Source organism: Marinomonas sp. BSi20584 (assembly GCF_002792415.1).
In the GTDB taxonomy this organism is placed as follows: Bacteria; Pseudomonadota; Gammaproteobacteria; order Pseudomonadales; family Marinomonadaceae; genus Marinomonas; species Marinomonas polaris.
On record NZ_KZ454891.1, the window covers coordinates 1 to 24,421 of the forward strand.

Here is a 24,421-nt window from a genome sequence, read left to right on the forward strand (position 1 = left end):
GCTAACGCTGTCAGGGCTTTTTTTCGTCTGCAGAAAATAATGAATCGTCTTCAGGAAAGGTACTTTGACGGCCTGAAGGCCGACCTACAGCTTGGTTCAGGACTGTTTTGTCGGTCGTGGCTTTATCCCGACAAAACGTGACGTACTATATTCTAAGCTTTTTGTTAGCATACTATATTTCACCTCGGTATTTGCTTCGCTTGCCCTGTTTCGCAAGCTCAACGCGTTAGCGCTAATCCAAACCAAGGCGAATGGAATGTTGTTCAAAGAGGCTTTAATATGAGTGATTAGAGCGTTAAGAGATTAAATTTTTCCTTTTAAAGAATCTTTGTCACTTTATTTCTTAAGTTCTTGTAGTTGTTTTATGTAAGTCAGCTTCTCTCTATTCTTATGCCATGCATCGTAGAGCGCTATCAGATTTTCCAATGCAATTTGTTTGGATGCTGTTGGTGCCTGTGCTTTTTCCATCAAGGAGAGTGATTGCAGAAAGAGAGGTTCTGCTTTTAGGTAGTCTCTTTTAGTATAGAAAATAGCACCAGCTCTTGCGGAGGTATAGGCGGCTTGTAATGGCTGGGTCGGGATCTTGTCATGAAGTACTAGGCTCTGCTGATAAAGTGTTAAGGCTTCTTTAGTGTTGCCTTGATCTTCTTCTACACTACCGAGATTACCAAGTATGAGTGCTTGCTCTATACTTTGGGCATGGTTGAGTTTATGTAATCCAGCTAGGGCCTCTTGATAAAGCGCTTTGGCTTTTGGGTAATCATTTTTCTGCTGGCTGTCTAATGCCAATTCATTTAAGTTCATAATATTGGCTAACGACGCTTCGCTCGATGTAGATCGAATAGTAAGGGCTTGCTTACGCAGAGGTGTGGCTGAACTCTGTTTTCCTTGAGCCTCTAAGATAACAGCAAGACGTTCTAGCGTTTCGGCAAGGCGGACATCATTGCTTTCTAGTGTATTTTGTTCTCGGTTGAGTTCTTGCTTTAGTGTAACTTGCGCGGCATCTTGCTGGTTTTGTTGTACATATGCTTCGGCTAGTGAATAGTTAATTTGACGAAAAAGTTCACTAAATGGCTCATTACTTCTTCCTTTCATAAACACTTCGAGGATGGATATGGTCTCGGCATAATTCTGCGATTCATTATGAAGGCGAGTTAGTGCGTTTACGGTTTTTAAAACGTCATTCGCTTGAACATCTTCAAATTGTTGAATATCCCAAGCTTGGGTATAAGCCTCAATGGCATTTAGTGGTTGGCCAGCCTGTTCTAGGAAATTGCCTTTATTAAATAACAGAGTGGCTACTTGAGGGTGTTCGTCATCGTAAGCGCTTTTTGTAAACTGGATCGCATCATTGATTGAATCAATTGCAGGGTTCTGCTTGCCTTGTGCTATCTGGATAAAAGCCAATAGGTTGAGACTGCTAGCACGAAACGCGGTACCGTTGTCGGCTTTTTTTGCAACCTTAAGGGCATATTTGGCGCTTTTTTCTGCCTTGATGTAATCGCCTTCTTGATAAAGAGCCATGGCTTTGTCTTGGTAGTATTGCCAGTTATCTGCTGCCCAGGATACAGAGCTTAATAATAGGGCGCAAAGAGTGACAAAAATGGCTAAGTGATGCAGTTTTATCATGTTAGAAATTTTTCTCCAGTTTTAGGCTGACTTGGTTGTTTTCACGGCTATACAGCCAATCTACATTGCTGTTTATATTTGAGTGTTTGATGGTTAGGCTCGGAGCAAAACCTAAGATGGACAGTTGAGGCGATTTCATGACCAATGTGTAGCTGCTTTCATGGTCATTGCGTTTCGCACCAAGAATGTTGCTGTACGCTTTGTAGGTTTGTTCGCGGAAAGAGGTGAAAAATGTTGTGCTTAGAACATTAGAAAACGATTTTGAGACCCCGAGTCGTACGCCAAGTTGTAAGTAGCCATAGGGTTTATCATCCGCTTGTCGGTCTAAGCCATCAACACCTCCGAATAACGTCCAGCTATTTGGTAAGACTTGCCACATAGTTGCATTTGCTGAGTAGGAAGGGCCGTTATAACGTTCGTAGTTTTGCTTTTTATAGCGCAGTTCTTTGTAATCGCCTTGGACTTTAAGCATTTGCTTGTTAGAAAAGCGACGAGTCCATTCGCCATGCAGGCCTAAGGCACTGTACATGGCTTTATTTCCATAGGCGGAAAATTCAAAAGAAGGAGCGAGTTGTATCTGGTCATCGAGATCTTGGTAGCGATAACCTAGCTGTGTAATTAGCGTACTTTCATTGTAATCAGTGTAATCGTCATAGCTTTTACCATATAGCAAAGAGCGAAAATACAGTCCATTATGACTCGTAATAGGTGTGTGCTTGTTAAGGGTCAGTTCGTAATCAAGCCCCGTTGCTGAAATAGCATCGGGGATTTTTCGTTCATAAATACATTGGCCTTGGGAAAGGAGTAAACAGGTACGACTTTCTGAAGATTGGTTAAGGTTATCATTCCATACTGCACCAAGCGCGATAGACGTCGACCAATCACGGCGCTGTTCAAGTGCTTTACGGAAACTTTCTACCGTACGATAGACGCCAGTCTGTTGCTCATTGTCAGGATCGAGCTTTGCCGATATTTGTGTAAAAACTACCTCTGCTTCTTTATCTTGATGATCTTCGAATAGTACGCGGGCCAGTTCCAGTTGACCTGGCAAGAATTCAGGGTTCAGGCCGAGGAGCTGGCGATACTCTGTTGCGGCTTGCTCCATATTACCTTGGATTCGAGCTAATGCGCCTTTCGCATAAGCGAGTAAAAGTGGATCAGCATCGGAAAGTGTTCGGTATTCATCGAGAAAGTAAACGACGGCATTCCATTGTTTTTGTTTAATGGAAACATAGAGCGCACGCCCGATATCATTAGCATTGTGTCCTACGGTGTAAGACTTGCCATCAAGAATCAGCTCTGGGCGTTTTTCTGATAGGTAATCTTCATCTTTGAGTAACTCACTTTCCTTTGAATTGTTTTGTTGTTCTATGTTTTGGTTTAACCTGAGCTGAGTATCCAGATCGTGATCATCTGCTGTTGCAGACCGTGAGAACATAAACAGCAAGGCCAATCCGACTATCTTGCAATGAAGAAAGTTACTTTTTAAAAAATGCATGTAAATGGCTCATCATAGGCAGTAAAGAGAAAAGCCGAGCAGGATAATCATGCTCGGCTAAGGTTAAATCATAATAATGACTTAGTCTTTAGAGCCGCCAAATGCGGTGTCGTATTGCGTACCAGCAAAGTCAACAAGCCCCGCTAGATCTGCTTGGCCATTGTAGAATTGAGCTGAAACGTCACCAGCAGAAGCGACTTCGATTACTGAAATACTTGCTGTTGCATCTGAGCCAGTAACAGAAGCATCGCTATTAATGGTAGCTGTACCAATATCAACAGTAAGGCCATTTGTGTTCGCCATGCTGCCTGTTAGTGTTGCCGCAGCAAAGTCAGCGGTTAATGTACCGTTTAGCAAGCTTGCAGCTGTGCCATTGTAGTTATTGATACCCACGACTGTATAGGTGGCCGTACCAGAGGTTGGTACAGAAGTATCCGCATTGGCACCAGAATAATAAACAGTATGGCTTGCAGCCGTTGTATCCCCTGTTTTAGACCACTCACCGAACCAAACATCACTTGTACCGACCTGAGCGAAATTAAATACACCTAAGGAAGCGTGAGTTGCAGGAGCTTCTTCACTATCGTAAGCATAATTAAGTTGATTAACCCCATTAGCATCTGCTGGGGAATAGGCCGTTAGACCTTGAAAATCAACCTCTGTGCCAAGACCAGTAGCTTCGATAGAAATGCCTGCTAACCCTGATGTATGAGGTCCACCATTTACTTCTGATGCGGCAATTTGTACATAGCTCGTATTACTAGATGCACCAACAACGGCTGCACTTGCCATGCCTGAGAATACTAAAGTGCCAAGAGCGAGAGACATTGCGCTTACTAGTTGTAACTTTTTCATTGTACTACTCCATTGTGTTGTTTGTTTTCCCAATGAAAACACGGTTGCTATGACATTACTTATGTAGTGTCATCCTTGCTAACGGGTCGCTAAAAGCGGCCTGTTAAACCCAGTTTAAATGTGCGTCCCGGCGCGGCCACGGCAGATCGAGTAGCTGGATCCACGTAATACTGGTCGCTTAGGTTTGAGCCGGTGAGCTCCACATCAAAGATTTCATTAATTTTATAGCGGACGTAGGCGTCGAAGATGAGCGTGTCGCCCCAGCTATAAGGCGTGTTATAGAAATAAACATAACCGTGTTCATTGTCACCGGCCCCATAAGAGTTTGCGATGTACCAATCTAGATCACTGTTTTCGTAGCCTTTGTAATAGGTAGCTCGACCACCTATTTCTAAACGACGGTCCATAAAGCGGCCTCCTAGTGATAAGTTGGCGGAAAGCTCCGGAGTAGCTTGGGCGAGTTGGTAACCATTAGGAAAGCCGTATTTGAAGCAGCGAGGAATCGGATTATCAACGGCCCGCGCCAGGTCATTTGTGGATAACATTGCCGCGCTGTCTTCATCACAGATTTCATTTTGTAAGGTGTAATTCACGCCTAAACCAGTGAAAAATCGGCCATTGTCATAACGAGCACTGAGTTCTATACCACGGATTTTTTGCTCGTCGACATTGTTAAATTTAAAATTGCTGTCTCGTTCGATAACGTCTTCAGTGAGGTTGTCGTAGTAGGCAATTTTGACGTCGGCATGCTCTGCGCTAGAAAACCATTGGGTTAAATCGTGTACATAAGCCAGCTCCCAGTTATGGGCGTGTTCTGGTTTGACGCCGTAAGGGTTTTGAGATGCCGAAAAGGCCATGGTACTTTCAAACATGCTTGGGTAGCGCAAGGTTTCTGTATAAGTTAGATAAGCTCTGCTGTAATCGGTGAATTGATAACTGATACCTGCATGAGGCACCCAGCCATGGTCTTTGTGTTTTTTGGCTTCTGTGATGGATATGTTATTCACAGGATTTGTTTGACATGAAACGACGTTTTTTCCTGCTAGCTCACCATTTAGGCAAGGGTTGTCGGCACGGTCGTAATTGCCATCAGCATCGGGCTTCCAAGTTGCATAGTTGTTGTAAGTATTCTCAATAACTGTCTTATCGTATGAAATACCAGCAACAATTTGGTCATATACTGCTTGGCTTATAGCCCCAGAATCTAAATATGTTTTAAAGAAGGCTGTTCTTTCAGCAACTAATGTTGCAATTTCTTCATCTGTACGGACATATCCTGTGCTGTAAGAAATATTGTAATAATCGGTAGTACTTTGGCTAAACTCACCAGGATGAGCCGCGAGGAAATCATCAAACGCCCAATAAGCGGAATAGGTCATGCCGGCATTGAGTTTGAGCTTATCGGTAGGGCGCCAAGCAAAATCAAAATTGGTTTCCCACTCTTCCCGTCGACCAGCGCGTGGGAGCATTCGCCAGCCTGCACTGGCCGCTTCATCATATTCGTCATCGGATGTGAGCTTTTCGTGCTGAAAACGACCGCCAAGTGTTAGGTCTAGGGTATCGGTAAGGTTCATTTTGTTACTAAGGGTGATACCGTCGCGGGTGCTGTTGGCATTGGCGACAGCGTTATCATAGAGTACGCCCGATGTATCGGAGGGTAAGGTTTGGTTAGGGAACCCACCAGATGTGTAGGTATCACTAACGGTATCTGTTCGCCAAAGATTGGCATTAAAATCGATCCAGCGGTTGTCTATGGGTTTGTAGCTGTATTCAATATTGTAAGCTTTTGCAGTGACTTCACTAAGTGGCCATTGAATGGCACTGCGGTCGCTTTGGTTGTTGATTCTGGACGGCATGATTTCGCCATAAGTGGAATCAGATTGGCGGAAGTTGAAACCAATTTTTTGGTCGTCATCAATGTGCCATGTGGTTTTTAATAACCAAGACTCCATTAAGCTGGAGGTATTGGTCACTTCGTCGCCAGGCTGCCAATATTGGGCAAGTGAGGTGATGTAGTCTCGGGTGTCAGCTGCGCTGGGATTGTTATAGTAGCCCGTATTGTTTTTCCCTGAATAATAATTGCCTCGTTCTCGATAAGCATAAGCAGCGAGCACGTCAAAGTGTTCACTCTTTTTGGCCGCTGCGACTCGGTAGGCATAGTCGCCGCCATTTAATGGGTTGTTATCGCTATCCGATTTGCTTTTTAAATTAACTCGTAAGGTTTTGTCGGCATAGGGGTAAGCACTTCCGGCAGGGTAACCGTCGACATCTGTCGCTAATTCGCCAGTATGAAGAGCGGGTACTCGTTCTCCTGTCGCATTGCTGCTGCCTTCTATTTTGAATTCTGCGCCAAAGGTTTCACCGTCGCGGATTAAGTCGTCGGGTGACAGGGTTTTCACCACCATGGCACCGCCGACACCACTGTGTACGTCACGCTCATTGGTGGCACCTTTGTAAATTTGCACGTTGCCGATGAGGTTAGGGTCGATATAGTTACGGTTAGTCGCGCCGTTGTAGCCACGCCATACTGTGAGTGCTTGCTCTGTACCATCTATGGTAACAGGAACACGGCCAGGGCCTTGAACGCCACGAATGTTTAGATCGAGTGCGCCGCTGTTGCGAGCTTCGCCACTGAATACGCCGGGAACGCCTTGTAGTAAATCGGATGGGGTGGTGCCCTTATAACGTTCCACCTCGGTTTTACCAATAAAGGTCGTGGAGGTGTTTTTGTCGTATACGTCGTCATAGCCCTTTTGATCACGGGCACTCATATCAGACATTGCGTTGTTGTCTTCAATGGTAATGGTAGGAAGATTGACTCCGTCATCTCCTTGCTCGGATTTTACGATGTAACTGCCATTTTGAGTTTGTTGGGCAACCAGATTAGTGTTTGCCAGAATCTTTGCCAGTGCAGCGTCTTGTGTGTAGTCGCCGTTAAGTCCAGAGCTGCGTTTGCCTGTGGTAAGGGCAGAGTTAATGGATAAACTCACATCAGCGGTTAATGCAAATTGATTCAGTACTGAATCTAAAGAGCCTGCCGGGATGGAATAGTAGCGACTGTCTACTTGGGCCATGTTATCTGCGGCTAAAACGGGAGAAATTCCATATAATGCGACGGAAACGCTTAATGGTATGGCCAGTATTAATGGTTTGAAGAGGGGCTGTTTTTGGTGTTTCATTCTTTAACTTCTCGGCTGAATTAGTGTCTATACCCTTCATACCGAGTGAAGATGGAAAACCCACAAAAGAAAATGAAAGTAATTATCATTTTTATTTTTGGGTTGTACTTAGCTTGCTGTCACGTTGACCCAATAAGGGGTTAATTGGTAAATGTTGATGGGGAGGCTTGCTTGTAGCTGTTGCAAAATTTGATCTGTATTGTCTATAGAAAATACGCCCGTGACGGCCAGCTGCCTGAGCTCTGGTGCCACTCTGACTATACCTTTTCGGTAACGACTTAGTTCATGTATAAAATCGGTGAGGGGCATTCGTTGTGCTACCAGCTTGCCGGTAACCCAGCCGATGGTATTGGGGTCTGTACTAGATATGCGGGATGTATTGATGGTATTGAAAGAGACACTTTCACCAGGGCTTATTGATAGTGGATTATGCATTTGTTTACCAAGCAATTGGACGCTTTGGCCTGAGAATACGCTAATACGGGTGATGTCATCTGTGCGACGAATATTAAGCTTGCCCTGATTAAAAGAAATTATGCCATCCATTGTTTCTATTTGGTAAGGCGTTGCTTGTGATACATCTAGGAAAAATTCACCGTCATCAAGTTTAAATTGATGTTCTGTTGGCATAGCAAGAGTGGTCTTTGTATTCACAACTAGTTTATTGATATCGCTTAATGGAAAGCTTCTTACTTCCCCTGTCGCTGTGGCTAGGTTCTTATAGTAAGAGGCGTGAGAGCTTATGGACCGATTATGTATATAGCCGCCAGCGAAGAAGAGCCCTCCAGCAGAAAGCCCCATTAAACTTAACACATGACGACGAGATAGTTTTCGGCTTCGAGCTATGATTTGAATCGTCTCTTTCGGGGCATCTCCGAAATGAGCCTGTGCTTGTATCAGGCATTGCCATGCTTTTTCATTGTCAGGGTTGGCCGCTCGCCATTTATTACAAGCGTGCTGATCATGTTTGGATGGTTCGTCTGACCAGAGTCTTGCCATTAGATGTGCTGCCTGTTGAATGCGTTCTAGATCAATTTGGTTTGGTTGCATTATTTGTGTCTCTCCATCATGGCTATGGCACACGCTTGTAACGCTTTGGCGATGTATTTCTCTACAGAAGATATTGATACGTTTAATTGCACTGCAATGTCGGAATAGGACAACCCTTCTAGTCTGCGCAGTAGAAATGCTTGGCGTGCTTTTTCCGATACTTGGTGTAATAGCGCATCGATCTCTATTAAGGTCTCGATAACTTCAAGGCGTTTTTCTGGTGACGAATGATACTCTTCAGGAAGATGACTGATTGATTCCAAGTATGCCTGCTCAATACGCCACCGACGATATTGATCAACCACTAGACCCTTAGCGATACAAGTTAAATACTGGCGTGCGTATTCGGTAGGCGGTATTTTCCCACTAACCAATACTTTCAAGTAGGTGTCTTGCATTAAATCCGCGGCTTTGTGTGAGCAATTAAGTCGCTTGCGAAGAAAATTAGATAGCCATCCTTGATGCATTTCATAAAGCTGAGTGAATTGGAGTTGTAAATCTCTATTCATATCGTAAAACCTATCATTTGATAATGGTTATCATTTATGATTTCAGGATGAAGGTAAATATGCAATAGATTTAATAAAACTTAATATTTGGTTAGTTGGATATTTTTGTGTATTTTCTGTGATTAGGTCACTAAAAAAAACGGCCCCAATTTGGGACCGTTTTAGATGGTGCTGCTTTAATATGAAAGTATTATTCTTCCATTTGTGCTTTGTCGACGATGTGATTATCGCCGATGTCTTTCGGTAAAATTAAATTCAGCGTGATCGCGACGATGCCACATAGGCTGATGCCTTGAAGGCTGAACTCACCAATACCAAAGGCCATACCACCGATACCAAACACTAGGGTTACACCAACGATGATTAAGTTGCGTGACTTATGAAGGTCGACTTGATTCTTAATCAAGGTATTTAGTCCTACAGCAGCAATAGAGCCAAACAATAGAATCATAATGCCGCCCATTACAGGTAGTGGGATAGTTTGCAGAGCTGCACCTAATTTACCAACCCAAGCAAGAATAATGGCTGCAATGGCGGCCCATGTCATGATGACAGGATTGAATGCCTTGGTAAGCATCACTGCGCCAGTAACTTCACTATAAGTCGTATTTGGTGGTGCGCCAACCATAGCGGCAGCCATCGTTGCGATACCGTCGCCAGCAATAGTGCGATGTAGACCAGGTTTCTTGAGATAGTCTTTTCCGGTAACGTTAGAAATAGACAGAATATCTCCAACATGCTCAACCGCTGGAGCAATAGCAACAGGTAACATAAAAAGTATCGCATTAATGTTGAATTCTGGTGCGGTAAAGTTTGGCATAGCAAACCATGCTGCATTGTATATAGGTTCAAAATTGACTATGCCAAAGAATAGACTTAAGACATAGCCAACGAGAATACCGCCAAAAACGGGCAATAATTTAAACAGGCCTTTAGCGAACACGCTAATTAGAATCGTAGTAAGCAAAGAGGCAACAGCAATTAACATAGAAATATCTGCATCAATTGCTTGTACGTCACCTGCTTTCCCAAGCGCCATATTGACAGCGACGGGTGCTAGACCAAGACCAATAACCATGATGATTGGGCCGATAACAACGGGTGGTAGTAGGGCATGAATGAAGCCAGCGCCTTTGAGCCGAATAAACCCACCAAGAACGACATAGACAAAACCTGCTGCTATTAAGCCGCCCATAGTCGCAGGAATTCCCCATGTTTGGACGCCGTACATAATGGGTGCGATAAAGGCAAAAGAAGAAGCAAGAAAAATTGGAACCGTTCTGCGTGTGGTTAATTGAAATAAGAGAGTACCGACACCTGCGCCAAAAAGCGCAACGTTAGGATCTAGTCCTGTTAATAGTGGGACGAGCACTAAAGCGCCAAATGCAACAAACAGCATTTGAATGCCTAAGACGGCATTTTTCATAGATAAAATCCTTGGATAGTTTGAGTTCAGGGATTTTATAGACAAGTTGACATAAGCGCCAGAAAGGTAAGAATTTTGCTTAGGGGCTTTAATCGATTTCTGTTCATTAATGCTAGTCTTGCGCGACGAGAAACCTTTGCTTTTTCTGCAAGAAACCTATTTTGAACTCTTCTGCTGGAATTGGCCGACTGATGTAATAGCCTTGAATATCATCGCAACCAATATTGTAGAGCATTTCTAGTTGCGCTTTCGTTTCTACACCTTCGGCTATTGTAGTCATGCCTAGTTGTTGCGCGAGTAGGATAATGGTCCCTACTATGACTTGATCGTTGGTATTGGTTGTCATATTGCGTACAAAAGACTGGTCGATTTTGAGCTTATAAACGGGGAATCGTTGGAGATAGCTCAAAGATGAATAGCCTGTACCAAAGTCGTCGATGGATGTATGTATTCCAAGTTGCTGGAAAGATTCTAGTATTGTTATCGTGTGCTCAGGATCTTTTGTCGCAATGCGCTCGGTGAGTTCAAGTTCTAAGTATTGTGCTGGTACGGCGTATTCGTTGAGTATTGCCGCCACAATAGCTGGAAGGTCATTTACTTGAAACTGGGCATATGACAGGTTTACTGCAATTCTAACGGGAGTAATCCCTTCTTCTAGCCATTGTTTTAGTTGGCGTGCTGTTTCTCGTAAAACCCATTCTCCTATGGCCAAAATTTGTCCACTCTCTTCTGCAAGGGGAATGAATTCTCCTGGACTGACATGACCTAATTCTAGGCTATGCCATCGAATGAGTGCTTCCGCACCTATTATTTTTCCCGTGATGAGCGAAATTTGCGGCTGATAGTGTAAGGAAAACTCTTGTCGTTCTAGGGCGTCATGAAGGGCATTACCTAATGTAAGTGCTCGTGTCGAAATTGCTTGCATTTCTTCGGTGAAAAAAGCGTATCGATTTCTGCCCGTATGCTTGGCATGATACATAGCGGCATCTGCTCGCTGATAAAGGGTGTCGAAGTCTTCTCCATTTCGCGGATATAAACTCACACCGATAGACGGTGTGATAAAAAACTGATGTTGATCGATGTTATAGCGCGCGGATAAAGCCTCTTTGATAGCGCAGGTTTTTTCGATTAAGCATTCTTCATTATCTGCAGGTAGCAGAATAATAAATTCGTCACCGCCTTGTCGTGCAACGTAACCAATATTATTAATCAAGGTGCGCATTCTGTCTGCAACAGTAAGTAGTAACTTGTCCCCTATGCTATGACCAAGTGTGTCGTTGACATTTTTGAAGTGGTCTAAGTCGATAAATAGTAATGCTATTTTGGTATTAGGTTTGATGATTTGATGGAATGTTTTATTCAGTGCAACTCTGTTTGGGAGTTTTGTTAATGAGTCGTGATGTGCTAACCACTCGACCTGATCATGTGCCTTTTGGATTTCATCAATATCAATTCGTACACCAAGCATGCGAGCTGGTTTATCTTCTTGATCAAACTCCGTCACGATGCAACGTACGCCTATCCATCGATAGCTGCCGTCTATATGTCTAATTCGAGCTTGGTATTTGTAATAATTTGATTCACTTTTGCTGGTTAAAATATTATTTATGCTGTCCATAACATGCTGACGATCTTCAGGGTGTATTTTTTCCAATTCAGCCTTTCTATCTGCCATGCCTTTGACGGGAGCATAGCCGAGCATAGTAAAATACGATGGAGTTGCAAACCAGATATCTTTGCCGACATCCCATTCCCAAATACCTACTTTGGTTAATTTTAACGCTTCGTTCACGCGTATTTCAGCATCGACAAGTTCGCTTTCTCTTTCTTTAAATGGCGTTATTTTTTGCGCATAACCAACTGACGAAAAAAGTTGGTCGCTAATGTCGTATATACGTTCGGTACTAACTTGAAAATAATCTACGTTGCCACAGGGTAAGCAAACGTACTCTTCGGTGGTTCCTGTTTCTTCATTTGAGGTAATGGCAGGGATGATATTTTGACTAAGCTGGGCTTGTTGAGATTGAATTTCTTCGTCTCTGTAGCCGATTATTTCTAGCTTTGATAGGCCGATAAATTGCTCAAATGCAGGATTACAATAAATATAGGTTTGGTCCTTGTCTTTAATCCACATAGGATCAGAAAGAGCGTCGAGTGACGATGTTAATTGTTTTTTATGGTTTTCAGAATGTTCAAGCTGCTGAAAAAAAATGTTTCTTTCTGCTTTGGTTTTAATATAGACATATATAAGTATGAGTAAAAAACATGAAGCTAGAAAATAGCCTAATATTGTTCCCCAAGGATATGTCATTATTCTTCACCTTAATTTTTTATCCGCGCTCAAATGAAAAAATAGAGTTAGCGGTTGTTATATAAACGACATCATTATGTGTTCAGTGATCGTTATTTTAACCCCAATTTAGTTTTTCGGCTGTATAACATGTGATGCTACTCTGTATCGTTATGTAATCAATTTAGTTTGTCCGCTATCAAGGTTATTTTGTTTTACACATTGAGAGGGCAAGCTTTTTTAATGTGAATAACTGAGACACTTATCCTCTTGTATTGGAAATAAAAAGGTACGCTGTGGTATGAAGTGAGACGATTGGTCAAATTTAAAATAGATTTTGTGTCAAATGTAAGGAGATATCCTAAATTCTCCATATAAATGTATTAAATATTTACTCTATCTGAACACTAAGCTCTGTGGTAATTCGCTAGTATAGATAGCAACTTTTTAGCTGATAGGGTCATTTTCTATGCTTCCTCATTGTTTTTCAGAGTCCATGAAGGATTCAAACTTAGTCGGGCCGCAGGTTTTGCGAAAATCCCGAAAAACAAATGTGTCTAGTAATTTGCAACGCTTGGCGAGTCGATCTTTATTGGCCGTCGGTGTGCTATTTAGCCTTACTGCTTGCGCAGCGCAATCACAGCCACAATCATCTCAGTCTGTTGCTCAACCTAAAGAAGGTGAAGAATTTAGCTATGCTTGGTTAAAAGGCCATGCTCGTCAATTGGCGACTAAGCCTTATGAAAGCCATCAAGGTGAAATGCCAGATAGTTTAAAAGGCTTAGACTGGGATGATTACCAAGAAATTCGCTTTAATAAAGAGGCGGCTTTGTGGCGCGATCAAAAATCAGAGTTCCGTACGGAGCTTTTTCATCTTGGTCTAGGGTTTGATACGCCAATTCATATGAATGAGCTTGAAAATGGTAAGTCGACTCCGATTCCTTATATGCCTTCTGAGTTTACTTACGGTAAATCTAAAGTAGATGGTAAGAAACTTCCTAAAGATCTTGGTTTTGCTGGTTTTAGAATGCAATTCGCCACAGATTGGCAGCGTGATGTTGTCGCCTTTTTAGGTGCGAGCTATTTCCGTGCTGTTGGCAGTGAAATGCAATATGGTCTTTCCGCTCGTGGCTTAGCGATTGATACCGCAATGCCGCATCCCGAAGAGTTTCCTATTTTTACTGACTTTTGGTTAGAGAAGCCAAAACCAGGCTCAGATGTAGTTACTGTTTACGCGTTAATGGATTCTCCTAGTGTAACTGGGGCTTATCGTTTTGATATGACTCCGGGTGAACCGTTCAAAATGCGCGTAGATTCCGCTATTTATCCTCGCAAATCTGTTGAGCGTTTAGGTGTGGCGCCAATGACTAGTATGTTTATGGTTGGCGAAAATGATCGCCGAACCAATTATGATTGGCGTGCAGAGATTCATGACTCGGATGGCCTTGCTATGCAAACCGGCAACGGCGAATGGATCTGGCGACCATTATCCAACCCTGAAAATTTACAATTTAATGCTTACAGCGATGAGAATCCAAAAGGCTTTGGTTTGCTGCAGCGTGACCGTAATTTCGATCATTATCAAGATGACGGTGTTTTCTATGAGAAGCGCCCAAGTTTGTGGATTGAACCACTTGGTAACTGGGGTAAGGGCTCTGTGCAATTGGTAGAAATTCCAACGTTGGATGAAACCTTCGATAACATCGTAGCCTTCTGGAATCCAGCGGCTCCGGTTGAAGCGGGTCAAGAGTTGCTCTACAGCTACAATATGTATTGGGGCAGTCATCCACCTGTGCAATCTAACCGCGCTCGTGTTGTTGATACTTTTACAGGCATCGGTGGTGTGATTGGTAAGAAGCGTCAGTATTACAGCAAACGTTTTGTGGTTGATTTCGCTGGCGGCTCTTTAGCTATGTTAGGCAATGATACGAAAGTGAAAGCGGTGATTACGTCGTCTGAAGGAAGAATCGAAATCGAATCGGCTCGACCACTGCATTCTATCGATGGTTACCGTGCGATGTTTGATTTGGTACCACCGAAAGGGAAATCTAAGCCAATTAACTTAACGGTTCACTTGGAAGCTAACGGACAGCCGCTTACTGAAACTTGGCAGTATCAGTGGACTCCGCCAGCGGAGAAAGACAGAGAGCTTCATAATGCAGGCCATTTGAAGTAGCACTCTCTAGATATAATCGGTTTTACTTGGCAAATAAAAACGCCCGATGTGACATACATCGGGTGTTTTTTGTCACTCAATAATAAATTCTGATGGGTTTAACCTTTGCGGTTATTCAGAAGAGTGCGATAAGCGTGTCCGCTGCGTTTAATGGTTCTCTCTTGAGTCTGATAATCCACGTAAGTTAGACCAAAGCGCTTGCTATAACCTTCTGCCCATTCAAAGTTATCCATCAAGCTCCAAGCGAAATAACCGCGAATATCGACGCCGCTTTCAATGGCATGATTTACAGCGTTTATATGTCCATCTAAATAACGTACTCGTTGCTCATCGTTGATTTCGCCATCAATGATCTGATCCGCACACGCTGCGCCATTCTCGGTAATATAAATAGGTGGCAAGGTATATTGTTTGTGAAGATTCACTAACAATTCAGTGAATGCTTGAGGCGCGATTTCCCAACCAATGTCTGTGTACTCAACTGTTTGGCTGTTTTTTACATTTTTGAACATGTCATCGGCATCGTAGGCATTGTGATTACAGGTGTAGAAGTTCATGCCCAAGAAATCAATTGGTTGAGAAATGATGTCCATGTCACCAGGTAAAACTGTTGGTAAATACTGCGGAGCAACGGTTTTGAGTAACTGCGGATATTGTCCTTTCATGAGCGGTTCAATGAAGAACTGGTTATCTAGAGTTTCTCGCATCAAGCACGCGAATTGGTCTTCGGCTTTTTCGCTGGCAGCGTAGGAGCGGTTCATATTGAGCACTATTCCTACCTGAGATTTTGGTGCGTTTTTACGGATAACTGGAAGTGCTAAACCATGGGCGAGCAAAATATGGTGAGCAGCTTGTCGACCAAATTCTGGTTTGCTTAAACCCGGTGCATGTATACCCAATTCATAACCTAATATTGCGGCGCAAAAAGGTTCGTTGAATGTCGCCCAGCTATCAACCCATTCTGATAATTCTTTGGTCACCAAGTCTGCGTAATTTTTGAACTGGTATGCGGTTTCTCTATTAAGCCAGCCACCTTTGTCTTCTAGGTGTTGTGGCAGATCCCAATGGTAAAGTGTCGCAAATACAGTGAGCCCTTCTGCTTTGAGCTTTTTAAGCAAGTTGCGATAAAAATCCAGTCCAGCTTGGTTTGCTTCGCCTTTTTTGTCCATGACTCGAGGCCAAGCAATTGATAATCGATAAGCGTCTACACCGAGATCTTTAATCAACTGGATGTCTTGCTCCCATAGATGATAATGGTCACAAGCCACCTCACCATTGTCCATGCCCTTTACCTTGCCAGGAGTTGCGCAGAAGGTATCCCAAATAGAAGGGAGGCGATTATCAGCAGTTGTCGCGCCTTCAATCTGGAAAGAGGCGGTTGCCACACCAAAGATAAAATCGGAGGTAAGCATTTTTGAATGTGATGGTAGGGTGATTGACATGTTGTCCTCAGTCTTTTTATTTATTGTCTTAGCAAAGATAAGTATTGCGATCAAAGGTACTGGAGGAGGTTGAAAAGCGTCAACAATGGCATGGCTGTTTTAGTAATTTAAGATTATTTAAGTGCATTTTAAGTGATTTTTAGCAGCGAATTAAGTACTTTTTAGCTACGGATATAGCGCATTGGTGTCAGATTTCGACCTTGTGTCGTATAGGCTCGAAAGCGACTTGCTAGTTCTTCTGGTAACATTTCTGCCGAGATGACCGTAAAATGATTTGCGCTATAAAATGGCACAAGATGCGTAAATGCGAAGCAATAAGTGGTTTTTTCATCTAATGCTGGATGAATGCCGTTGATTAGATGGCTGCCGAGACCAATATTACGATGGATTGGCTCTGTCACCATACCGGTAAGCAGCTGAGAGTTGGCAATTTGTTTGAGTCTTACCGCGCAAAGAATTTTGCCTTTATCTCTTATTACCCAAATAGGATCCGCTTTGTTTGGTTTACCGCTTGGATAATGTTCTTGATAAAATTTCTTCACCAAAGGAAACCAAAGCGAAGGAACTTGTTCGGGGATAGGGTAGGATGTCTTCATAGTGGAATTTGTATAGCGACGAAGTGCTTGATGGTAGCATAATCCGCTATTTTATAGTGTTAATGAAATTGAATGACGGATAGCGGGAGGGATTATCGTGCGGCAAAGAATAGTGTTCTGGTGTTTTTGTGTTTTGGCATTGTCCATTTCTGGAATTGGATACGCAGCACAACAACAAACGGAGTTTGTTTATGAGTCAGAAGAATCTTTTGCTCATTATTTAGTACGTGCAGAGGAATATGTAAGCGAGCGCAAGGTATGGATCAATGCTGATGACAAGCCTAGAGAGCTCGCCGCTGTTCTGCCCTTTGAGTTATTGCCTGATGCAGAAAGCTGTGCAGGGCGAGCGCGCATTGGAGTGTTGTTGTCTCACGGCTTATCAGATTCTCCTTTTTCGATGCGAGACCCTGCGCTTGCTTTGCAAGCTGCTTGTTATCAGGTGCGCGTAGTTTTGTTGCCAGGTCATGGCACAAAGGCAGAAGACCTTCTCAATGTCTCACGTGATGATTGGCGTGCGACGTTTCAAAATGCTGCTGATCAGTTTAGTAAAGAAGTAGATGTCATGTATGTTGGTGGTTTTTCTACTGGCGGCGCATTGGCTGCGGAATATGCTTGGCAACATCCTGACAGTGTTGCAGGTGCTATTTTGTTTTCGCCTGTGTTTAAGGTAAATAGCAGCATAGATTGGCTTTCTCCTTGGTTGGCGATGGTGAAAGATTGGTTAGACCATTATCCAAGTGATGACTTTGCTAAATACGCGTCAATCCCTCTGCCTGCAATTGCTCAGGTGTATAAGTTGTCTAAAGAAGTGCGTAATTTGATTCTTGATAATCCGAAAGATTTGCCAGTGTTTGTTGCCTTATCAGAAGATGATCAAACAGTAGATTCGTCTGTGTCAGAAAAGGTGTTTAACGTGGGGATGATTGGGACAAAGAGTCAGATGGTACTTTATAGTAAAGATCAAATGAGCACCAATACAGACCGTATTAAGGTTTACAATACCAATTGGCCAGAGTCTAAAATATTCGGTTTATCGCATATGGCTGTTCATGGTAACCCCGATAATACCTATTACGGCGCTGTAGGTGAATACCGTATATGTGGTTGGTATCTGTCTGATGAGCCTTTGTATCAAGCGTGTCGAACGGATAAAAATAATTGGTTTGGCGAAAGTTCTGATGCATTAACGAAGAAAAGCCCTCATGCGGCACGAGTATCTTGGAATCCGAACTTTAATTCGTTAATGCAAGAAGTCGCTTTTTTCATCAAGGCAAACGCGAGTAGTAATAGATAAGTAGAGCCTCTTCTTATGACAGAGTTGACTCGGCAATAGATTGCTCTAATAAATGTCAGGAATTAGGTAGGTATTAGGGTTGAATGATACAAGAAGTGAAATTGGAGAGCGTTGATGCAAGCTGTTTTGGCCCTGCTTAGTGATAATGAATTTCACTCTGGCGAAGAGTTGGGAGCCGCATTGGGAGTTACCCGCGCAGCGGTCTGGAAGAGGCTTAAAAAGTTAGAGGCGATTGGTGTGACTGTTCACTCAGTTAAAGGTCGAGGTTATCGTTTACCTTCACCAGTCGAACTGTTGTCTGAAGACGCTTTGCGTGAAAACGGTGTGCCAAATGATGTGGCGATCAAATTAGCGTTTGAGACAGAATCAACCAACGGCGATGCTAAGCACTATATATCGCAAGGGCTGCCTTTACCGGTTCTAATCTCGGTTGAACGTCAGACTCAAGGTAAGGGGCGTCGTGGTCGTCAGTGGGAGTCGGGAGTCGCAAAAAATATTACATTTTCATTCGCATGGCGTTTTGATAATGGCCCAAATGTTGTTGAAGGTTTAAGTCTCGCGGTGGGCGTTGCTGTAGCTCGAGTATTAAAAAAAGCTGGTATTCCCAATCCTGGGTTGAAGTGGCCTAATGACGTACAAGTAGACGGTCAGAAAATCTGCGGTATTTTACTGGAAATGGTGGCTGATCAGGACGTTTGTCATGTGATCATTGGAGTCGGACTTAATGTCGAAATGAATGATGGCATTATGACCCACGTTGATCAGCCTTGGACGGACCTTGTGTCTCGCCTTAAGTCTCGCCCAAGTCGGAATGTCATTTTGGCTGAATTAACCAAAGAGCTGATTGATATTTGTCAATTATTTGAAGATGGCAATGGTATGAAGCATTTTCAATATCAGTGGCAAGCGTATGATGTTTTGTTCAATCAGATGGTTACTGTTAGTACGGTTTCTCAGCAACGTCAGGGTATTGCACGAGGTATTGATCAAAAAGGTGCTCTGCTTCTAGAAGAAAATGGTGAGCTGGTGGCTCTTCATGGAGGGGAAATTAGTGTCCGTCGAGTCTAGAATTTTGGTCGTTGATGCGGGTAATACTAGTATCAAATTTACTGCCTTTGAAGGCGAACAGGTATTGTGGGTTCAGCGAGGTGATAGTTGTCCTGTGGAAACCGGTTTTGCACCGGAGGTGATTTATTTTGCCAGTGTACGATCTAAAGAGCAGAGCGCACTGTTGCATGCTGATGTCCAAGCTGAGTTTCCAAGTAGTGAATGGATTACGCTGACGAGCCAAGCGACCGCTTGCTTCGTTCGTAATGCCTATATTGAGCCTGAGCGATTGGGAATTGATCGATGGCTCGGTGTTATTGCGGCGCATCACCTGATAAAAGGTGATGCGGTAGTAGTAGATGCCGGTACAGCGATAAAAGTGGATGTGGTTAATAGAGAGGGCACCCATCTTGGTGGTTATATTGCTCCTGGGTTGGCAATGATGACGGAATCTTTGCTCTCGAAAACTGCTCGGATTCGCTTTGATTCCCATGAAGTGGTCGAAGGTGAGGGGTTGCCTAACTCTACGGCAAGAGCGGTGACAGAGGGTTGTCATGAGATGGCGTTGGGTTTTTTAGAGCGTATTCATCATCGATATCCTGAATTTAAGTGGGTTGTGACAGGTGGAGATGCGCAAGCGTTATTGAATAGATTAGGCATTGCGCTCGAATGTTTTCCTAATCTTGTGGCTTTGGGCGCAAAGCTGGTTGGTGATGAACAGTTAAGAGGCAATAAATGAAGTGGCTATTTCTTTTTATAGTGTTACTTAATGCTGCCTTTTTAAGCTGGCATAGTTTTGTTCAGGATAAGCTAGAAAAAAATAAAGAATCTATTTATGGGCCGCCTGTGAGCGAGAGAATTCATCTCTTGTCCGAGGTGCCAGCAGTTACTGAGCAGGATTATAATGCGAGGATTGCATATGGTGAAGGGCTTGAGGATGCACTGAGTAAGGTGATGGATCAGGCTTCTGGAGATTCGCCTGATTTATACTGTCCGCGCTTAGAAACAGAGCGCGATGATGATAAAAGACAAATCATTCAAGTTCTGAAGAGTTTTGGCTGGGCTTATAAGGATCAAGAAGCTTCAGGTAAAAGGCCTAAGTTTTGGCTCTATATTGCCGCACCGGAAACACCAGCCATTGCTGAGCGTATAGTAAAAGAGCTTGCTTCTAAATCCATTGATAGCTTTGTTATTAATCGTGCCGAAATGAAGAATCGTATCTCTTTAGGTCTATATTCTTCAAAAGAGCGAGCTGACCAAGCGAAAGTGCGCATTCAAAATGTATCTGGCTATGCTGTTGATGTTTATGAACATATGCGAAATGTCCCGCTTCAGCAGATAGATATTGCGCAGCCAGTGGATGAAAAAGACTGGGAACAGTTTATGTCACGCTTCGATCTGACCAAGATGATGATAAAAGTAGAAAAAAATCCTTGCTAGCGCTTGCAATTGGCAAGACGATTCATATAATGGCTCCCACCTTTTGGGGTGTTGCGTTGTAGCGCTGAGTACGTGGAGGGGTTCCCGAGTGGCCAAAGGGAGCAGATTGTAAATCTGCCACGAAAGTTTCGGTGGTTCGAATCCACCTCCCTCCACCAATTGCGGGTATGGTATAGTGGCTATTACCTCAGCCTTCCAAGCTGAAGAGGCGGGTTCGATTCCCGCTACCCGCTCCAGGCTCATGTAGCTCAGTTGGTAGAGCACACCCTTGGTAAGGGTGAGGTCGGCAGTTCAAATCTGCTCATGAGCTCCAGCATTTCCAATGCAAAAGATAGGTGGTTTGACCGCCTTTTTTATTGTCTGTTTTTTGGGCAGATACCCTTGCCAGGTTTGGCTTGTTCAGGTATCATCCTTCGCCCATACGAATGTAGGCCAATAGTTCAATTGGTAGAGCACCGGTTTCCAAAACCGGCTGTTGGGGGTTCGAGTCCCTCTTGGCCTGCCATCTTTCGTATCATCCTATTTCTTAGTTAGGGATCACCTGAAGTATGAGTTCGAGTACTGAAGCTCAAGCGTCTCGCGGAGATGTGTTTAAGTGGGCAATTGTTGTTCTGCTAGTTGCGGTAGGCGTGATTGGTAATAACTATTATTCTGCTGAGTCACTATTGTATCGCTTAATCGCTATCTTGGTGTTGGCTGGTGTCGCTGGTTTTGTTGCATTACAAACTGTGAAAGGAAAGGCTTTTTTTACTTTGGCAAAAGAAGCTAAAACTGAAATTCGCAGAGTTGTATGGCCAACTAGACAAGAAACCATGCAAACAACCTTAATAGTATTAGCGGTTGTTGTTTTTATGTCTCTCGTACTATGGGGGGTGGATTCGTTCCTTGGTTGGATCGTTTCCTCGGTAATTAGTTAGGAGTTGCTCGTGACCAAACGATGGTATGTAGTACAAGCGTACTCAGGGTACGAAAAGCACGTAATGCGTTCGCTTACAGAGCGAGTGCAGGTTATGGGGCAGGAAGAGAATTTTGGTGACATCTTGGTGCCGACTGAAGAAGTGGTCGAGATTCGAGATGGCAAAAAGCGCAAGAGTGAAAGAAAGTTCTATCCAGGTTATGTATTGGTTCAAATGGATATGAATGACGCCTCTTGGCATTTGGTTAAAGGTACGTCTCGTGTGCTTGGTTTTATTGGTGGTACGGCTGATAAGCCTTCACCAATTACGGCTCGCGAAGCGGATGCTATTCTACAGCGTGTTAGTGACGGTGTTGATAAGCCTCGTCCTAAGACTTTGTTTGAAGTTGGTGAGGTTGTTCGTGTTAACGAAGGGCCATTTGCTGATTTCAACGGTGTTGTGGAAGAAGTGGATTACGATAAAAGTCGAATCAAAGTGGCAGTGCTTATATTTGGGCGCTCTACGCCAGTTGATTTGGAATTTAGTCAGGTTGAAAAGGCCTGATTTTGTTGAACGGGTAGCCTTCGGGCAGTGACCCAATTGGAGTTGAAAAATGGCTAAGAAAGTCCAAGCTTATATCAAGCTACAAGTTAAAGCGGGTCAAGCGAACCCAAGTCCACCAGTTGGTCCAGCACTTGGTCAACACGGTGTGAATATCATGGAATTCTGTAAAGCGTTCAATGCTAAAACTCAAAGCCTTGAGCCAGGTCTTCCAACGCCTGTTATCATCACTGTTTACAGTGATCGTAGTTTTACATTCGAAACTAAATCTACTCCTGCAGCAGTTTTGCTTAAAAAGGCAGCTGGCTTGAAGAGTGGTTCTCCACGTCCAAACACTCAAAAAGTTGGTACGGTTACTCGTGCTCAACTAGAAGAGATTGTTGTTGCTAAGCAGGCTGATTTGACTGCTTCTAACATGGATGCAGCAGTTCGTACTATTGCTGGTAGCGCACGCGCTATGGGTCTAGAAGTTGAGGGTGTTAACTAATGGCTAAATTAACTAAACGCGCTCGCTTGATCGCTGAAAAAGTAGAAGCAACTAAATTTTACTCTGTAGAAGAAGCTGTTGCTCTATTGTCTGAGCTTTCTACTGTTAAGTTTAAAGAGTCTATCGACGTATCTGTTAACCTAGGCGTTGACCCACGTAAATCTGATCAGGTTGTTCGTGGCTCTACAGTATTGCCTCATGGTGCTGGTAAAGATGTTCGTGTTGCAGTATTTGCGCAAGGTGCAAACGCTGAAGCTGCGAAAGAAGCTGGTGCAGATGTTGTTGGTTTCGACGATTTGGCTGAACAAGTTAAAGCTGGTAACCTTGATTTTGACGTAGTTATTGCATCACCTGATGCGATGCGTATCGTTGGTCAACTAGGTCAGATTTTAGGCCCACGTGGTCTAATGCCTAACCCTAAAGTTGGCACTGTAACGCCTGATGTTGCTACTGCAGTACGAAATGCAAAAGCAGGTCAAGCTCGTTACCGTACAGATAAAAATGGTATCATCCATGCTGCTGTTGGCTCTATTGAGTTCGCTGCTGATGCTATCAGAGGTAACTTGGAAGCGCTTTTAACCGATTTGCGTCGTGCTAAGCCTGCGTCTTCTAAAGGTGTTTACCTGAAAAAAGTGACCTTGTCCTCTACAATGGGACCTGGTCTACAAATTGATCTAGGCGCGCTTAACTCTACTAAGTAAGCATGTTTAGATCATGAGCTTTGGGGTCTGCCTTCATTTATTTGTTGAGTAGGCCGTCAAAGACCGCAGGAACCTAACGGTTTAATAACAACGTTGAAAAATGTTTGTCCTGCGCAGATGGTGTGGCCCGATTCAGATTAACTGGATCTAACTCACCAGCAAGTACTTCGAGTAATCGGAGAGTTGGTAAAAATAGGGGAATTTATTCCCTGCTAATCCAGGAGAAAACCAGTGGCATTAGGTCTAGAAGACAAAAAAGCCATTGTCGCCGAAGTTAGCGAAGCTGCTAAAACTGCATTGTCTGCGGTAGTTGCTGATTCTCGCGGTGTTACCGTGAGCAATATGACAGCACTACGTAAAGAAGCGCGCGAAGCAGGTGTTTATGTACGTGTAGTACGTAACACTTTGGCTCGCCGTGCAGTTGAAGGCACTGACTTCGAATGTCTAGCTGAAAGCTTTGTTGGTCCTACGCTAATTGCTTTTTCTAACGAACACCCGGGTGCGGCTGCTCGTTTGTTGAAAGCGTTTGCGAAAACTAACAGTAAGTTTGAAGTGAAGGCGTTGGCGTTCAACGGTGAGTTGATCCCAGCTGGCGACATTGATCGTTTGGCAACACTGCCTACATACGACGAAGCTATTGCGAAACTGATGAGTGTTATTCAGGGCGCAACAAGCAAGTTTGTACGTACTCTTGCAGCGGTTCGCGATCAAAAAGAGCAAGAAGCGGCTTAATACGGCTTGCCGTATCCCTTCTTGATAAATATTTGTTTTATCACCCTTGGGTGATTATAAAGAATGCTAGGAATCTGAGTCATGGCTCTAACTAAAGAAGATATCATCAATGCAGTAGCAGAAATGTCTGTGATGGACGTTGTTGAACTAATTTCTGCAATGGAAGAAAAATTCGGCGTATCTGCAGCAGCTGCTGTAGCTGCAGGTCCTGCTGCTGACGCTGGCGTTGCTGCTGAAGAACAAACTGAATTTGACGTTGTTCTTACTGCTGCAGGCGAGAAGAAAGTAAACGTAATCAAAGCTGTTCGTGCAGCGACTGGTCTTGGCTTGAAAGAAGCTAAAGCTATCGTTGACGGCGCTCCAATGACTGTTAAAGAAGCTGCTTCTAAAGAAGATGCTGCCGCTCTTAAAGCAGCTCTTGAAGAAGCTGGTGCATCTGTCGAAATCAAGTAATGATACTTGCATTTCCAGATTTCGACCAATAGTCGAAATGGCTGGTGACATTATTGTCACCGGCCTTTTTGGGTTTCTGAAACTCAAATAAAACTTAAAAGAATTTTCACATGGGAGATAATGCTCCCATATATGGTAAGGCCTGATTTGGGCCTTTTGC

The 24,421-nt window shown here is 43.6% G+C and carries 21 protein-coding genes and 4 tRNA genes; 15 read left to right on the forward strand and 10 right to left on the reverse strand.

Going from position 1 to position 24,421, the window contains the following annotated elements; translation table 11 throughout:
- Positions 1-336: 336 nt before the first annotated feature.
- The 8 genes from TY87_RS18200 to TY87_RS18235 form a co-directional block, all read right to left on the reverse strand.
- Positions 337-1,629, reverse strand: coding sequence for a tetratricopeptide repeat protein (locus TY87_RS18200; protein ID WP_100188166.1), 1,293 nt, complete (start codon positions 1,627-1,629; stop codon positions 337-339).
- A 1-nt stretch (position 1,630) separates the two neighbouring features.
- Positions 1,631-3,127 carry a surface lipoprotein assembly modifier gene (locus tag TY87_RS18205; protein ID WP_100188167.1) on the reverse strand — a complete coding sequence of 499 codons (1,497 nt, stop codon included), beginning with the start codon at positions 3,125-3,127 and terminating at the stop codon, positions 1,631-1,633.
- 81 nt (positions 3,128-3,208) lie between these two features.
- Positions 3,209-3,982 (reverse strand): Slam-dependent surface lipoprotein, encoded by a 774-nt coding sequence (locus TY87_RS18210; protein ID WP_100188168.1) that lies wholly within the window; start codon positions 3,980-3,982, stop codon positions 3,209-3,211.
- A gap of 89 nt (positions 3,983-4,071) precedes the next feature.
- Complete coding sequence (locus TY87_RS18215) at positions 4,072-7,161, reverse strand: TonB-dependent receptor (RefSeq protein WP_100188169.1); 3,090 nt, start codon at positions 7,159-7,161, stop codon at positions 4,072-4,074.
- A gap of 108 nt (positions 7,162-7,269) precedes the next feature.
- On the reverse strand, positions 7,270-8,211 hold the full coding sequence (locus TY87_RS18220) for a FecR family protein (RefSeq protein ID WP_100188170.1): 942 nt from the start codon (positions 8,209-8,211) through the stop codon (positions 7,270-7,272).
- Positions 8,211-8,720 (reverse strand): sigma-70 family RNA polymerase sigma factor, encoded by a 510-nt coding sequence (locus tag TY87_RS18225; protein WP_100188171.1) that lies wholly within the window; start codon positions 8,718-8,720, stop codon positions 8,211-8,213. Before TY87_RS18225 ends, TY87_RS18220 begins: the two co-directional genes overlap by 1 nt.
- Positions 8,721-8,910: 190 nt before the next feature.
- The gene (locus TY87_RS18230) at positions 8,911-10,146 is read right to left on the reverse strand and encodes a uracil-xanthine permease family protein (protein WP_072841868.1); all 1,236 of its coding nucleotides are present in this window, start codon (positions 10,144-10,146) and stop codon (positions 8,911-8,913) included.
- A gap of 112 nt (positions 10,147-10,258) precedes the next feature.
- Complete coding sequence (locus TY87_RS18235) at positions 10,259-12,457, reverse strand: EAL domain-containing protein (protein ID WP_100188172.1); 2,199 nt, start codon at positions 12,455-12,457, stop codon at positions 10,259-10,261.
- Positions 12,458-12,932: 475 nt separating this feature from the next.
- Between TY87_RS18235 and TY87_RS18240 the strand changes: the two genes are divergently transcribed.
- On the forward strand, positions 12,933-14,612 hold the full coding sequence (locus tag TY87_RS18240) for an OpgD/OpgG family glucan biosynthesis protein (RefSeq protein ID WP_232617182.1): 1,680 nt from the start codon (positions 12,933-12,935) through the stop codon (positions 14,610-14,612).
- A 98-nt stretch (positions 14,613-14,710) separates the two neighbouring features.
- On the opposite strand, the gene TY87_RS18245 is transcribed toward TY87_RS18240, so the two are convergent.
- Both TY87_RS18245 and TY87_RS18250 read right to left on the reverse strand, forming a co-directional pair.
- A complete protein-coding gene (locus TY87_RS18245) occupies positions 14,711-16,054 on the reverse strand; it encodes a GH1 family beta-glucosidase (protein ID WP_100188174.1) in 1,344 nt (447 codons plus the stop codon).
- Between the two features lie 161 nt (positions 16,055-16,215).
- Positions 16,216-16,650, reverse strand: a complete 435-nt coding sequence (locus TY87_RS18250) for a GNAT family N-acetyltransferase (protein ID WP_100188175.1) — start codon at positions 16,648-16,650, stop codon at positions 16,216-16,218.
- Between the two features lie 97 nt (positions 16,651-16,747).
- Between TY87_RS18250 and TY87_RS18255 the strand changes: the two genes are divergently transcribed.
- The 14 genes from TY87_RS18255 to rplL all read left to right on the forward strand — a co-directional run bounded on the left by TY87_RS18255 (position 16,748) and on the right by rplL (position 24,261).
- Complete coding sequence (locus tag TY87_RS18255) at positions 16,748-17,944, forward strand: alpha/beta hydrolase (RefSeq protein ID WP_100188176.1); 1,197 nt, start codon at positions 16,748-16,750, stop codon at positions 17,942-17,944.
- Between the two features lie 114 nt (positions 17,945-18,058).
- Positions 18,059-19,012 carry a biotin--[acetyl-CoA-carboxylase] ligase gene (locus tag TY87_RS18260; RefSeq protein ID WP_100188177.1) on the forward strand — a complete coding sequence of 318 codons (954 nt, stop codon included), beginning with the start codon at positions 18,059-18,061 and terminating at the stop codon, positions 19,010-19,012.
- Positions 18,996-19,730: a type III pantothenate kinase gene (locus TY87_RS18265; protein WP_100188178.1), complete on the forward strand. Its 735-nt coding sequence runs from the start codon at positions 18,996-18,998 to the stop codon at positions 19,728-19,730. The genes TY87_RS18260 and TY87_RS18265 overlap by 17 nt, the downstream gene beginning before the upstream one ends.
- Complete coding sequence (locus tag TY87_RS18270) at positions 19,727-20,431, forward strand: SPOR domain-containing protein (protein ID WP_100188179.1); 705 nt, start codon at positions 19,727-19,729, stop codon at positions 20,429-20,431. Before TY87_RS18265 ends, TY87_RS18270 begins: the two co-directional genes overlap by 4 nt.
- A 74-nt stretch (positions 20,432-20,505) precedes the next feature.
- A tRNA-Tyr gene (locus TY87_RS18275) sits at positions 20,506-20,589 on the forward strand.
- 3 nt (positions 20,590-20,592) lie between these two features.
- A tRNA-Gly gene (locus TY87_RS18280) sits at positions 20,593-20,667 on the forward strand.
- 1 nt (position 20,668) lies between these two features.
- Positions 20,669-20,744, forward strand: a tRNA-Thr gene (locus TY87_RS18285).
- A gap of 116 nt (positions 20,745-20,860) precedes the next feature.
- Positions 20,861-20,936: transfer RNA gene (locus tag TY87_RS18290), tRNA-Trp, on the forward strand.
- A gap of 43 nt (positions 20,937-20,979) precedes the next feature.
- Positions 20,980-21,348, forward strand: a complete 369-nt coding sequence (gene secE, locus TY87_RS18295; RefSeq protein ID WP_072841851.1) for a preprotein translocase subunit SecE — start codon at positions 20,980-20,982, stop codon at positions 21,346-21,348.
- Between the two features lie 9 nt (positions 21,349-21,357).
- Positions 21,358-21,891, forward strand: coding sequence for a transcription termination/antitermination protein NusG (nusG, locus tag TY87_RS18300; protein ID WP_072841849.1), 534 nt, complete (start codon positions 21,358-21,360; stop codon positions 21,889-21,891).
- 49 nt (positions 21,892-21,940) lie between these two features.
- The gene (gene rplK, locus TY87_RS18305; RefSeq protein ID WP_012071947.1) at positions 21,941-22,375 is read left to right on the forward strand and encodes a 50S ribosomal protein L11; all 435 of its coding nucleotides are present in this window, start codon (positions 21,941-21,943) and stop codon (positions 22,373-22,375) included.
- Positions 22,375-23,076: a 50S ribosomal protein L1 gene (gene rplA, locus TY87_RS18310; RefSeq protein WP_072841847.1), complete on the forward strand. Its 702-nt coding sequence runs from the start codon at positions 22,375-22,377 to the stop codon at positions 23,074-23,076. The genes rplK and rplA overlap by 1 nt, the downstream gene beginning before the upstream one ends.
- 231 nt (positions 23,077-23,307) lie before the next feature.
- Positions 23,308-23,808, forward strand: coding sequence for a 50S ribosomal protein L10 (gene rplJ / locus TY87_RS18315; protein ID WP_072841845.1), 501 nt, complete (start codon positions 23,308-23,310; stop codon positions 23,806-23,808).
- Positions 23,809-23,889: 81 nt separating this feature from the next.
- Complete coding sequence (gene rplL / locus TY87_RS18320) at positions 23,890-24,261, forward strand: 50S ribosomal protein L7/L12 (RefSeq protein WP_072841843.1); 372 nt, start codon at positions 23,890-23,892, stop codon at positions 24,259-24,261.
- The last annotated feature ends 160 nt before the right edge of the window (positions 24,262-24,421 follow it).

Coding starts and splice junctions, on each gene's coding strand:
- TY87_RS18200 (WP_100188166.1), bottom strand. CDS start 1,629: ATGATAAAACTGCATCACTTAGCCATTTTTGTCACTCTTTGCGCCCTA.
- TY87_RS18205 (WP_100188167.1), bottom strand. CDS start 3,127: ATGCATTTTTTAAAAAGTAACTTTCTTCATTGCAAGATAGTCGGATTG.
- TY87_RS18210 (WP_100188168.1), bottom strand. CDS start 3,982: ATGAAAAAGTTACAACTAGTAAGCGCAATGTCTCTCGCTCTTGGCACT.
- TY87_RS18215 (WP_100188169.1), bottom strand. CDS start 7,161: ATGAAACACCAAAAACAGCCCCTCTTCAAACCATTAATACTGGCCATA.
- TY87_RS18220 (WP_100188170.1), bottom strand. CDS start 8,211: ATGCAACCAAACCAAATTGATCTAGAACGCATTCAACAGGCAGCACAT.
- TY87_RS18225 (WP_100188171.1), bottom strand. CDS start 8,720: ATGAATAGAGATTTACAACTCCAATTCACTCAGCTTTATGAAATGCAT.
- TY87_RS18230 (WP_072841868.1), bottom strand. CDS start 10,146: ATGAAAAATGCCGTCTTAGGCATTCAAATGCTGTTTGTTGCATTTGGC.
- TY87_RS18235 (WP_100188172.1), bottom strand. CDS start 12,457: ATGACATATCCTTGGGGAACAATATTAGGCTATTTTCTAGCTTCATGT.
- TY87_RS18240 (WP_232617182.1), top strand. CDS start 12,933: ATGAAGGATTCAAACTTAGTCGGGCCGCAGGTTTTGCGAAAATCCCGA.
- TY87_RS18245 (WP_100188174.1), bottom strand. CDS start 16,054: ATGTCAATCACCCTACCATCACATTCAAAAATGCTTACCTCCGATTTT.
- TY87_RS18250 (WP_100188175.1), bottom strand. CDS start 16,650: ATGAAGACATCCTACCCTATCCCCGAACAAGTTCCTTCGCTTTGGTTT.
- TY87_RS18260 (WP_100188177.1), top strand. CDS start 18,059: ATGCAAGCTGTTTTGGCCCTGCTTAGTGATAATGAATTTCACTCTGGC.
- TY87_RS18270 (WP_100188179.1), top strand. CDS start 19,727: ATGAAGTGGCTATTTCTTTTTATAGTGTTACTTAATGCTGCCTTTTTA.
- secE (WP_072841851.1), top strand. CDS start 20,980: ATGAGTTCGAGTACTGAAGCTCAAGCGTCTCGCGGAGATGTGTTTAAG.
- rplK (WP_012071947.1), top strand. CDS start 21,941: ATGGCTAAGAAAGTCCAAGCTTATATCAAGCTACAAGTTAAAGCGGGT.
- rplA (WP_072841847.1), top strand. CDS start 22,375: ATGGCTAAATTAACTAAACGCGCTCGCTTGATCGCTGAAAAAGTAGAA.
- rplL (WP_072841843.1), top strand. CDS start 23,890: ATGGCTCTAACTAAAGAAGATATCATCAATGCAGTAGCAGAAATGTCT.